This window comes from Mycobacterium parascrofulaceum ATCC BAA-614 (assembly GCF_000164135.1).
GTDB classification, from domain to species: Bacteria; Actinomycetota; Actinomycetes; order Mycobacteriales; family Mycobacteriaceae; genus Mycobacterium; species Mycobacterium parascrofulaceum.
The window spans coordinates 1,764,852-1,777,159 of record NZ_GG770553.1 but is presented as its reverse complement, the minus strand read 5'-3'; the positions used below and the strand labels follow the sequence as shown (position 1 = coordinate 1,777,159).

The window sequence follows — 12,308 nt, the reverse complement described above, 5'->3', positions numbered from 1 at the left end:
CGCCGCCGCCGCCGTCGGCCTGCTCACCCGCAACCCCGACGCGGCGGGCGCCGCCGCACTGGCCGCCGTCCCCAAACCGTTGCGCACGGTGCGGGAAGCATTCGGGTGCACGATGAATCAGGGCCTGTCCGCCCGCCACGACGCACTGGTGCTGCGCCCCCGCGTGCTGCGGACACTCGACCGCATCGACGCGATCATGATCGACCCGCGGGCGCTGTACACCGACGAATTGACGGTCAGCCGCGTGCTGGGCGTGGAGAACTCGGCACGCGCCCACGCCTGGGAGGCCGTGCGCGCCGCGCTGGACGGCGGCGGCCTGGCGCCGGGCTGGCACCCGCTGGCCGACATCCCGGGGGCCGGCAGCGTCGGCGAGGCGCTGATCAGCCCGGTCCGCGATCCGTTGGCGGCGGCGGTGCTCACCGAGGCGCGGCGGTCACAGCCGCGCGTCTATTCCCTCGACGACTACGGATTGCGTTCCCTGGCACAGGGTTTCGACCAGCTGTACCCCGCGGACGGGTCGGTCGACCACGCGGTGGCCGCGGCCGTCGCCGAACTGAAGGCCGCCGGAAACACCGTGGCGCTGTTGACCACATCGGGCATGCGGGCGACGCACCGGTCCGACGTGACCATCGGGCTGCTGCGGCCCGGCCACTCCCCGCCGTGGGCCGCCGACGTGATCGCCAACGACCTGACCGGCGCCTGGCGGTTGTTGCACGCGCTGCCCGCCGCGCGCGCCGCCACCGACAGCGCCGTCCGGTTGTCCGCCTCGGCCTCGGCGATCGGCGCGCTGATGCTGATTCCCGGTGTGCCCGGGCGCAGTTCGGCGTCGGTCAACGTCGGCATGGTGGCCAGCCTGTGGTTCGGCTACCGGGCGGCGCTGAAGACCCTGCGCGATCCCCTGCCGGAGCCCGAAACCGCGCACGACTGGCACGCGCTGCCGGTCGCCGAGGTGCAGCGGCTGCTGCCCCGCCCGACCGACGAGGACCGCGAGGAGGCGGCCGCGTGGTGGCAGCAGCCCCCGCCGCTGCGCGCGCTGCACGACGCGAGCGTGAAGTCGTGGGGGGCGGTCCGCGACTTCGTCGACGAGATGCGCGGCGACCTGGCCGACCCCATCACCCCGTTGCTGGCAACCGGCGCGGCGGCCAGCGCGCTGCTCGGCTCGCCGCTGGACGCGGTGCTGGTGGGCAGCGTGCTGCTGGTCAACGCCGCCCTGTCGGCCGAGCAGCAGCTGCACGCCGAGCGCACCCTGAATCGCCTTCTGGCCGTGCAGGATCCGCCGGCGCGACGGCGGGTGGGCGCGTTGGAAGCGCAGCGCCGCGAGAAGGTGCCGACCAAGCGGCTGCGGCTGGGCGACATCATCGAGGTGCACGCCGACGAGGTGGTGCCCGCGGACGCCCGGCTGCTGCACGCCTCGAACGTGGAGGTCGACGAGTCGACGCTGACCGGCGAATCGCTGCCGGTGGCCAAGCAGACCGACCCGACGCCGGGCGCCCCGCTGGCCGAGCGGACCTGCATGCTCTACGCCGGCACGACGGTGATCGCGGGCACGGCCGTGGCCGTGGTCACCGCCGTGGGGTCGCGGTCAGAGATGCGCCGGGCGCTGGCGATGGCCCCGCGCAAGTTGCAGGAGATCGGGCTGCAGCGGCAGCTGCGGCACATCACCCGCCGGGCCCTGCCGTTCAGCGTCGCCAGCGGGGCCCTGGTGGGGTTGCTCAGCGTGGCGCGGGGCACCGGATTGCGCGAGGCGGTGTCCAGCGCGGTCACGCTGATCGTCGCCGCCATCCCAGAGGGCCTGCCGCTGGTGGCGACGCTCGCCCAGCTGTCCGCGGCGCGCCGGCTCACCGGCCAATCCGTGCTGATCCGCAACCCGCACTCGGTGGAGGCACTGGCCCGGCTGGACGTGGTGTGCTTCGACAAGACCGGGACGCTGAGCGAGAACCGGCTGAAGGTCAAATCGGTGCACCCGATGGCGGGCTTGACCCCGGGGCAGGTGCTGGACGCGGCGGTGAGCACGAGCTACGCGCGGCACAGCCACCGCGTCGAGCACGCCACCGACGACGCGATACACCAGGCCGCCGCCGACCCTGCGCTGCGCGACGGCTCGCCGCCGCGGGCGCGCGAGACCCGCGACGCGTTCCTGCCGTTCCAGTCCGGCCGCCCGTTCGCGGCCGCGCTCGTCGGCACCCGGCTCACCATCAAGGGCTCCCCCGAGGTGCTGGCGTCGGCGCTGCTGCGCGACGGCGATTCCCTGACCGGGCAGGTGAACGACATGGCGGCCAAGGGATTACGGGTGCTGGCGGTGGCCGAGCGGCGACTCACCGCGAAGCAGGCGTCGGCCGCGGCGGCGGATCCCGACCGGCTGGAGGCCCTGTGCCGCGGGGGGCTCACCCCGATCGGCCTGCTCGGGCTCGCCGATACCCCGCGGCCGGCGGCCGCCGCGGTGCTCGAGGAACTCGACGAGCGTGGCATCGGCGTCCGGCTGATCACGGGCGATCACCCGGCGACCGCGGCGGTGATCGCCCAGGAGTTGGGCATCGACGTGACCGCCGACCAGGTGATCACCGGCAGCGACTGGGAAGCGCTGTCCGCCGACGGCCGGGCCGCCGCGGCGGCGTCGCGGGTGGTCTTCGCGCGGATGACGCCGGAACACAAGATCGACGTGGTGCAGACGCTGGAGCGGAGCGGGCTGGTGACGGCCATGGTCGGCGACGGCGTCAACGACGCCGCCGCCATCCGGGCGGCCAGCGTGGGCATCGGCGTGGCGGCCCGGGGCAGCGACGCGGCCCGCACGGCGGCCGACGTGGTGTTGCTGGACGAACGGATCGAGGCGCTGCTCGACGCCCTCGACGAGGGCGAGCAGCTGTGGCGGCGCGTGCAGTCGGCGGTGTCGATGCTGTTGGGCGGCAACCTCGGTGAGGTGTGCTTCGCCCTGCTCACCACCGTCCTGACCGGGCGCTCGCTGCTCAACGCCCGCCAGATGCTGCTGGTCAACATGATGACCGACGCGCTGCCCGCCGCCGCCCTGGCCGTGAGCCCGCAGACGGGCACCGCCGACGTCAAGCGCGACGAGGCGGCGATGTGGCGCGCGATCGGGATCCGCGGCGCGGCCACCACCATCGGCGCCACCGCGGGCTGGGCGATGGCCAGCGTGACCGGCCCGCCGGGGCGGGCGGCGACGGTCGCGCTAGTCGCGTTGGTGGGTTCGCAACTCACCCAGACGCTGGTGGATTCGCGCGCCCCCCTGGTGGTGCTGACGTCGGTCGGATCGCTGGGCGCCCTCGCGGTGGTGATCAGCACGCCGGGGCTCAGCCAGCTGTTCGGGTGCACCCCGCTGGACCCGTTGGGCTGGGGCCAGGGGCTGCTGGCGGCGACCGCGGCCAGCTCGCTGTCGGCGGTCGCGCCCGACCTGCTGGCGCGCGCGTCGCAGGCCGTGCAGCGGCGCTGGCTCGGCGGCGAGCCGGCGGGCGAGGAGGAAAGGGCACAAGGTCACACCCGTTCGGTGCGGCCGACCCTGTCGGGTCCCGGCCACGCCGACCAGGATTGAGGCGTGCCTATGGATAATCGCTTACAGCTCAAGCCCTATCGGTCGGTCTCGGAGCACATCGACGGTGCCTGGTGGCCGCGAACTACGAACCTGGTGGACGAATTGCCCGGCCTGCTGGCGTCGGTTTCCGAGCGACTCGGCCCGGTCGTGATGGTGGGCTACCGCCGCAACGGCTGGCAGGAGACGCCTGCGCTGGTGCAGGTCGGGGGCCACACGGTCGAACTGCTGGCGTTCACCAGCGACGAACCGGCCAGCGTCATCCTGATCGGTGCGGACGGCCACCACCTCACGCTGCACGTCATCCGCCCCGACGCCGGCGAAGAGGCCGCCCGTCAGGCGCTGCAGCGGGCCGGGGCGCCCGCCGACGAGGTGCCGCCCTCACACACCCGGTCGACGGTGGCGCGGTCCGTGGCCGACGTCGCCGACAAGCTGGCCCGCCACGAGGGGCTCGACGACGAGCGGCGGACCGCCCAGATCAAGCGCTGGTCCGAGGAGGCCGCCGAGCAGTTCGTCGACGCGCCCGTGCAGACGTTCGTGCCGATCCTCGTCGAGCACATCGTCCGCAACCGGATGATGGAGTCCCGCAGACAAGCCGCGTCGCCGCTGCCGGCCAGCCAGCACTGAAGGTTGAGCGCGCCCGGTGGACGCCGCCCTGCTCGACCCCGATCCCGCGCTCCTCGACGCCGCGGCCGTCGTGGAAAGACTGCGCACCGACCCGCAGGCGGGATTGACCGCGGCAGAAGCCGGCCGCCGGCTCGTCGCGGTGGGCGCGAACGACATCGCAACCGTTCCGCCGACGCCGGCCTGGCGGAAGCTGCTGGCGCAATTCCACAGCCCACTGATCTACCTGCTGCTCGCCGCGCTGATCGCCTCACTGGCGGTCTGGGTGGTCGAGGGCGCCGGCGGCTGGCCCGTCGACGCGGTGGTGATCGCGGTCATCCTCGTCCTCAACGCGCTCCTGGGTTACGCCCAGGAGACGCGCGCGGAGCGCGCGGTCGGCGCGCTGGCGCGGATGGCCGCGACCTCCGCGACGGTGATCCGCGACGGGGCGCCCCGCACCGTCCCGGCGAGCGAGGTGGTGCCCGGCGACGTGCTGCTGCTCGATGAGGGCGACGCCGTGGCGGCCGATGCCAGGCTGCTCTCGGCCGCGGGCCTGGAGGTGTCCGAGGCGGCGCTGACCGGCCTGAGCGAACCCGTGCTCAAAGACGCCCGCACGCTGACCGAGTCGGCGGCGCTCGGTGACCGGGCCGACATGGTGTTCAAGGGCACCGCGGTCACCACGGGCGCCGGTCGGGCGGTGGTGACCGCCACCGGGATGGCGACCCAGACCGGGCAGATCGCCGGCCTGGTGCGCACGGCCGACCACGAGCCGACACCGCTGCAGCGCGAGGTGGCCCGGGCCAGCCGGCTGCTGGGGATCGCCGTGTTGGTGATCGCGGTGGTGGTGATCGCAACCATCGTCGGGGTCTTCGGCATCCACAACGCCCAGGACGCGGTGACGGCGGTGCTGCTGGGCGTCTCGCTGGCCGTCGCGGCCGTGCCCGAGGGCCTGCCCGCCATCATGTCGGTCGTACTCGCCCTGGGCATGCGGCGGATGGCCGGCCAAAACGCCGTCGTCAAGGAGCTGTCTTCCGCCGAGACCCTGGGCTCGGCGTCGGTGGTGTGCTCGGGCAAGACGGGCACCCTGACGACCGGGGAGATGACGATCGTGCGGGTCGTCACCCCCCTGGGCGCGGTCACGGTCACCGGTGCCGGGCACCGGCCCGAGGGTCGCCTCGAGCGCGGCGGGGCCGCGCTGGACGAAGGCGGGGACCTGTGGTGCCAGGCCGCGCTGGTGCTCGCCGCGGGCGCCGCGTCCGCCGGTGACGCCGCCGTCGAGCTGCAGGACGGCCGGTGGACGGTGCGGGGCGATCCCGTCGGCGCGGCCTTCCTGGTGGCCCGCCGGAAGCTGGGCGGTGGGCTGCCGCCGGACCCGGCCGGCGCGACGACGGGCGATCCCGACGAGGTGCTCGGCCGCAGCACCCGTGTGCGGGCCGGTGATCGGCTGGGCCCGCTCGACGAGTCGGCACTGGCCGCCATCCGCGCCGACGCGGAGCGGCTCGCGCTGGACGCCCTGCACGCCGTGGCGGTCGCCTACCGGGTCGACGGGGACCTGGTGTATCTGGGCATGGTGGGGATCACCGATCCGCCCCGGCCGGAGGCGGCGGCCGCGATCGCCGAGGCGCGCCGCGCCGGGGTCAGGGTCGTGATGATCACGGGCGACCACCCCCGGGCGGCGGCGCGCGTTGCCCGCCAGCTGGGCATCGAGGACGCCGAGTCGGCCGTGTCCGGCGCCCAGCTCGCCGCCCTGGACGACGAGCAGCTCCGGGAAACGGTGCGTCTGCATTCGCAGTACACCCAGATCGACCCGGCGGGTAAACAGCGCATCATCGACGCGCTGCACGCCGACCACGAGATCGTCGCCGTGACCGGGGAGGGCATCAACGACGCGCCCGCGCTCAAGTCCGCCGACATCGGCATCGCGATGGGCCGCAGCGGCACCGAAGTCGCCAGGGAAGCGGCGAACATGATCCTCGCCGACGACAACTTCGCGACCATCGTCCAGGCCATCCGCGAGGGCCGCGGCATCTTCGCGAACATCAAGAAGTCGCTGCGCTACCTGTTGTCCTCCAACATGGGCGAGATCTTCACCGTCTTCTTCGGCGTCGTGCTGGCCGGGGCGGTAGGGCTGTCGCAGGGCGACACCGTGGCCCTGCCGCTGCTGGCCACCCAGATCCTGTGGATCAACCTGCTGACCGACGGCGCGCCGGCGCTGGCGCTCGGCGTGGATCCGCAGACGGAAGAGGTGATGAGCCAGCCACCGCGCGCGGCGTCGGACCGCGTCATCGACGGGCGGATGTGGAACAACATCGTGGTGATCGGCGCCGCCGTCGCGGCGGCCACGCTCGTCACGATCCACCTGTACGCGCCCGACGGTCCGCTGCCCTCGTCCGTGGACACCGCCCGCACCGCGGGCTTCACCGTGCTGGTGATCGCCCAGCTGATCAACACCGTCAACGCCCGCTCGGAGACGCGGTCGGCCTTCCACCGGTTCTTCGCCAACCGATGGTTGTGGGCGGCGATCGGGCTATCGGCGCTGCTGCAGGTGGCCGTCGTTCAGCTGCCCGTCCTCAACGCGGCCTTCACCACCACGCCGCTGTCGGCGAGCCAGTGGCTGGTGTGCTTCGCCGTCGCCAGCACGGTCCTGTGGGTCAGCGAGATCCGCAAACTCGTCCTGCGCCGCTGGGCGGCCGACCGACGCGGCCGCCGCTCGCGGCCTCAGGAATCGAAATCCGTGTAGACGCCCAGCAGGTCGCGGGCCGAGACGATGCCGACCAGCGCGCCGTCGTGCTCGACCAGCACGTGGCGGATGTAGCGGTCCATCATCCGGACCGCGACCTGGTCGACCGAGGCCTCGGCGTCACACCACACCAGTTTGGTGCTGGCCAGTTCGACGACCGGGGTGGTGGCGAGGTTCCGCCCCGCCGCGACCGCCCGCACGATGTCGCGCTCGCTGACCAGCGCGGCCGGGCGCGGGTCGTCACCGATCGCGATGGCTCCCACGTCGCAGGTCACCATCGCCCGGGCGGCGTCGGCGATCGTGGCGTCGGCCGGTACGCGGGCCACCGGGTCGCCGGTGATGGTCGAGATCGGGAGCGAACCGGCGGAAGATGTCTCAGTCACGTCTCCATGCTCGCCAGCGGACGGCGGCGCTTCTAGTGACCTGAGTCCTCAATCCGCCTCCATCCGGCCCTAGCCATCGCGGGCACGCCGGGCCAAGCTGACAGCCATGGACGCTGCGGCACGCGAGAGGCTGGCCCGCTGGCGGGAGCCGGCGCTGACCGCGGCGACCGTCGTGGCGCTGGGGGCCGGCGGGATCGCCTGGCTGGCCGGGGCGCGGCGGATTGCCGACGGCTGCTGGATCGCGGGCACGGTGGTGGCGGTGCTCCCCGCGCTGGTGTGGGTGCTGGCCGCGCTGCGCCGCGGGCGGTTCGGGGTCGATCTGATCGCGGTGCTGTCGCTCATCGGCACGCTGCTGGTGGGCGAGTATCTCGCCGGCGCGCTGATCGCGGTGATGCTGGCCGGCGGGCGTGCCCTGGAGGCGGCGGCCGAGCGCCGGGCGTCCCACGACCTGCGGGCCCTGCTCGAACACGCGCCGCGGTTCGCCCGCCGCCGCGTCGGCTCGGCGGTGGACGTCGTCGCGCTGCAGGACGTGGCGGTCGACGATCTGCTGGTGGTCGGCCCGGGCGAGGTGGTGCCGGTCGACGGCCGGATTGCCGGCGCGGTCGCGGTGCTCGACGAATCGGTCCTCACCGGCGAACCGCTGCAGGTCGAGCGCGGCGACGGCGAACCGGTGCGCAGCGGGGTGGTCAACGCGGGCGGCGCCTTCGAGATGCGGGCCACGGCCACCGCCGCCGACAGCACGTACGCGCAGATCGTCCGCCTGGCCGCGGAGGCCGGGGCCGAGAACGCCCCGGTGGTGCGGCTGGCGGACCGCTACGCCGCGTGGTTCCTGCCGTTGACGCTGCTGGTCGCCGGCGCGGCCTGGCTGGCCAGCGGGTCGCCGGTGCGGGCGGTCGCGGTGCTGGTGGTCGCGACCCCGTGCCCGCTGCTGCTGGCGGCACCGGTCGCGATCGTGTCCGGCCTGTCGCGGGCGTCGCGCCGCGGTGTGGTGATCCGCAGCGGCGGCGCCCTGGAAAACCTTGGGCACGCAACGACTCTGGTGATGGACAAGACCGGCACGCTGACCATGGGGCGCCCGGTCGTCATCGACGTGGCCGCCGCGCCCGGCCGCGACGCGGTCGACATCCTGCGGCTGGCGGCCTCGGTGGACCAGATGTCGCCGCACGTGCTGGCGGAGGCGATCGTCACCGCGGCACGGGCCCGCGACCTGGCGCTGTCACTGCCCAGCGACGTGGTCGAGGAACCGGGCCGGGGTGTCACCGCCACGCTGGACGGCCGGCGGGTGCACGTGGGCAAGCTCGCGCGCGACACCGCGCACGCGGAATGGGCCCGCGCGGTGGTCAATCGCGCCCTGCTGGACGGCGCCGCGATCGCATGGGTGTGCGTCGACGGCCGGCCGACGGGTGCGGTGTTGCTGCGCGACCCGCTGCGCCGCCACGCACCACGCACCCTGCGCCGGTTGCGCGACGCCGGACTGAACCGCTTGGTCATGCTGACCGGGGATCGCGCCGAGCCGGCCCGCGAGGTCGCCGCCGTGCTCGGTCTCGACGAGGTGTACGCGGAACAGAGCCCGGCCGACAAGGTGGCCGCCGTGCGCACCGAGAAGGACCGCGCGGCGACCGTGATGGTCGGCGACGGGGTCAACGACGCACCCGCGTTGGCCGCGGCGACCGTCGGGGTGGCGATGGGCGCCCGCGGCGCCACCGCGTCGTCGGAGGCGGCCGGCATCGTGTTGACCACCGACCGACTGGAACGGCTCGCCGACGCGATGGACATCGCCCGCTGGTCGCGGCGCATCGCGGTGCAGAGCGCGATCGTCGGCATGGTCCTGTCGCTGGCCGCGATGGCCGTCGCCGCCCTCGGCTGGCTCCCCCCGGCCGTCGGCGCACTGGTGCAGGAGGGGATCGACGTCGCCGTGATCCTCAACGCGCTGCGCGCCCTGCGCGGCAATCCCGACATCGAGGTGGACCTGCCCGCGCCGACCGAGCAGCTGCTGCGGCGCTTCGACGCCGAACACGACGAGCTGCGCGACGCGGTGGACGTGTTGCGCGATGCCGCCGACCGGTTGGCCGCCGCGGCCGACCGCCCAGCCCTGGAGGCGATCGCCCGCGCGCACACCGTGCTTGTCGAGCGGATCATCCCGCACGAACGCGCCGAGGAGGCGCAGCTCTATCCCGCCTTGGCCCACCCGCTGGGCTCCAGCGAGGCGACCGCCCCGATGAGCCGCACCCACGCGGAAATCCAGCGACTCTCCGATCGGATCGGCGCCCACCTGTCCCTGGCCCGGGGCAGCGGGGCGATCGGGGCCGACCAGGTCGACGACCTGCTCGCGTGCCTATACGGGCTGCACGCGCTGCTGCGGCTGCACTTTGTGCAGGAGGAGGAGAGCTATTTCACCCTAGCCGAGGACGAACCCGCCACACGAAAGCCGGATGGCCGAGACACCCTGGCGCACAAGCTATCCCGCTGACGGCGGCCGTTTCATGACCGTGCCGGGCAGCTCCGCGCCGATTTCGATGTCGTCGTAGTCGCGGCCGTCGGCCCCGCGACCCCCCTTGCCCCCCGACGGCGCCCGCATCGGGGCCACCGGAAGCGCGGGCGGCTGCCCGGCCCCCGGCGGAAGGGCGGACACCGCCGAGGCGAGCCGCACCGGCGGCTGCGCGCCGCCCAGCATGCCCACCTCCGCGGGCGGGATGCTCAGCTTGCCCACCAACACCGAAACGCCCATCGCCCCACGGGGCGCCAGGCCCCCGGCCCCGACGGCGCTCACGAAATTCGCCTCCGCCGCCGCCAGCGCGGCCGAACCCTCCGCCAGGCCCTGGCCGATGTCGGTGCTGACGCCCTGCAGCGCTTGCGCCGCGGTGAGTTGCGCGATGTAGCTGAGCAGGTTGATGGGAAGCCCGCCCGCGATGATCTGGTCGCCCCACGTGCTGAAATAATGGAACCAGCCGGCGTTCGGGTCAAAGGGGGTGACGCCGAGCGCATCAAGGGTTGACCCCGTGTTGGTCGAAGCCAGGGCGTTAGCGGCGGTCACCACATTGGCCTGGGTCGTGACCGCCGACGGGTTGGCCACCTGCGGCGGCGACGAGAACTGGGACAGCTTGACGGCGTTCAGCGACGTCGCGCCGTAGCGATACATCGCCGTCGAGTTGTTCACCCACATGGCGTTGTACTCGGCCTCGGTTTCGGCGATGGCCGGCGCGTTGATCCCGAAGAAGTTGGTGGCGAGCAGCATCGCCAATCGCGCCCGGTTGGCCGCGACGACCGAGGGATGCACCACCGTCCAGTGCGTCAATTCGAAGGCGGCCGTGACGATTTGCACCGATGCGGCGATCTCCTGGCATTGCGCCGCGGTGGTGTGCAGCCACGCCAGGTAGGGCTGGAACGCCTGGACCATGGCCGTCGCGGACGGGCCCTGCCACGTCCCCGCCAGCGCCGCCAGCTCCGAGGAGTAGCCGGCCGCGGCCGCTTCCAGTTCGGCGCCGAGCTCCTGCCACGCCCCGGCGGCTGCGATCATCGACCACGCGCCGGGTCCGGAATGGATCAGCGCCGAAGTGATCTCGGGCGGCAGCAGCCCAAAATCGATCACGTCTCGCCCCACGCCGAATACGTTCCGCGGCAAAGCCTTTGCGCGGTTGAGTTACCCGGTGGCGTGAATCGGCTGCCGGGGTTGTGAAACACCATTGTTGGCTCTCATCCCCCGCTGGGCGGTCGGTGTATCACCTTCTTCGGGAGTTCCGCCCCGTACTCAAGGTCCTCGAACTTCTGCTGCTTGCGCTTGCGCCAACCGCTGCCCGCGGAGTTCGTCGACGGCGCCATCATCGGCATCACGGGCATCCCGGTAAGCCCGGCGTCGGCCGGCAGGGGCGACACCGACGATGCGAGTTGCACCGGCGTCTGCGTCGCCGGCAGCAGGCCCACCACAGCCGGTGGGGCGGTCAGCTTGCCCAGCGAAACCCCCACGCCCATCGCCGCGGCGGGCGCGCCACCCGGGGCGGCAGAAACCGCGCTGGCCAACCGGGTGATCGACGACGCCAGCGCCCCTTCACCCTCCGAGAGGCCGAGGCCGATGTCGCTGCCCACCCCCTGCAGCGCCTGGGCCGAGGTGTTCTGCGCCAGGTAGCTGAGCATGTTGATCGGGAACCCGGAGGAGATGAATTGGTTGCCCCACGTGCTGAAATAGCTGAACCAACCCGCGTTCGGGTCGAACGGCGTGACGCCGAGCGAGTCGATGGCGTTGCCCGTTGAGCCGGCCGTGGTCAGCAACGAATTGGACACCGCGGCGTTCTGGTTGACCGCGGCCGTCGGGCTGCTGATGGTCAGCGGCGAATTGAATTGAGACAGCTGGCCCGTCGCCTGCGCGGAGGTGGCCTGATACCTGGTCATGGCCGCCGAGTTGTTCGCCCACATGGTCTGGTACTCGTCTTGGGTCGCGGCGATCGCCGCGGTGTTCTGCCCGAAGCGGTTGGTGGCCAGCAGCTGCGCGAGCCGCGTCCGGTTGGCGGCCACCACCGCGGGATGGACCACCGCCGCACGGACGGCGGTGAAGGCCGCCGCGGCCGATTCCGCGGAGGCGGCCATTTGCTGGGCCTGCTGGGCGGTTTCGCGCAGCCAGATGAGGTAGGGCTGAACGGCCTGGAGCATCGCCATCGAGGAGGAGCCGTCCCACGACTCGATCAACGACGACAACACCGATGCGTAGACGGCGACCGAATTCTCCAGCTCGACGCCCAGACTCTGCCACGCGCCGGCGGCCTCGATCAACGATCCCGCCCCCGGCCCCGAGTGGATCAGGGTCGAGGTGACCTCGGGAGGCGCGAATAAGTCCATCACATCTCACATTGTCTATGCCGAGTACGCGGCCGGAAATTTTCGTTTACCAGGTGGCTAAGAGACCGGAAACATTACGCGTTCCCCCCCAGGTTGGCGCCCAAATCCTTCCCCGTCGAGTCCCGGATGTGACGACGATATACCCGTGGCATTCGGGCGGCCAAAGTATTAATCGCCGTGGGCGCTCCGAAGGTTGCCGGCGGCGGCCGCT

Annotated in this window: 7 protein-coding genes; 4 read left to right on the top strand and 3 right to left on the bottom strand. The window is 72.8% G+C overall.

Annotation, left to right across the window (positions count from 1 at the left end; genetic code table 11):
- From HMPREF0591_RS08325 to HMPREF0591_RS08315, 3 genes are all read left to right on the top strand, one after another.
- Positions 1–3,544 (top strand): cation-translocating P-type ATPase (locus HMPREF0591_RS08325; protein WP_007168036.1); only part of this gene is annotated, 3,544 nt, incomplete at its 5' end.
- 9 nt (positions 3,545–3,553) lie between these two features.
- Positions 3,554–4,168: a DUF5994 family protein gene (locus HMPREF0591_RS08320; RefSeq protein WP_007168035.1), complete on the top strand. Its 615-nt coding sequence runs from the start codon at positions 3,554–3,556 to the stop codon at positions 4,166–4,168.
- A gap of 16 nt (positions 4,169–4,184) precedes the next feature.
- Positions 4,185–6,884 (top strand): cation-translocating P-type ATPase, encoded by a 2,700-nt coding sequence (locus HMPREF0591_RS08315; RefSeq protein ID WP_007168034.1) that lies wholly within the window; start codon positions 4,185–4,187, stop codon positions 6,882–6,884.
- Here the strand turns inward: HMPREF0591_RS08315 and HMPREF0591_RS08310 are convergent.
- Positions 6,863–7,267, bottom strand: a complete 405-nt coding sequence (locus tag HMPREF0591_RS08310) for a CBS domain-containing protein (protein ID WP_007168033.1) — start codon at positions 7,265–7,267, stop codon at positions 6,863–6,865. The two genes, HMPREF0591_RS08315 and HMPREF0591_RS08310, sit on opposite strands and share 22 nt — an antisense overlap.
- Positions 7,268–7,373: 106 nt before the next feature.
- Between HMPREF0591_RS08310 and HMPREF0591_RS08305 the strand changes: the two genes are divergently transcribed.
- A complete protein-coding gene (locus HMPREF0591_RS08305; protein WP_007168032.1) occupies positions 7,374–9,737 on the top strand; it encodes a heavy metal translocating P-type ATPase in 2,364 nt (787 codons plus the stop codon).
- Here the strand turns inward: HMPREF0591_RS08305 and HMPREF0591_RS08300 are convergent.
- Positions 9,726–10,853 (bottom strand): PPE family protein, encoded by a 1,128-nt coding sequence (locus tag HMPREF0591_RS08300; RefSeq protein WP_040622102.1) that lies wholly within the window; start codon positions 10,851–10,853, stop codon positions 9,726–9,728. The genes HMPREF0591_RS08305 and HMPREF0591_RS08300 overlap by 12 nt on opposite strands.
- A gap of 107 nt (positions 10,854–10,960) precedes the next feature.
- Positions 10,961–12,097 (bottom strand): PPE family protein, encoded by a 1,137-nt coding sequence (locus HMPREF0591_RS08295; RefSeq protein ID WP_007168030.1) that lies wholly within the window; start codon positions 12,095–12,097, stop codon positions 10,961–10,963.
- Between the last annotated feature and the right edge of the window lie 211 nt (positions 12,098–12,308).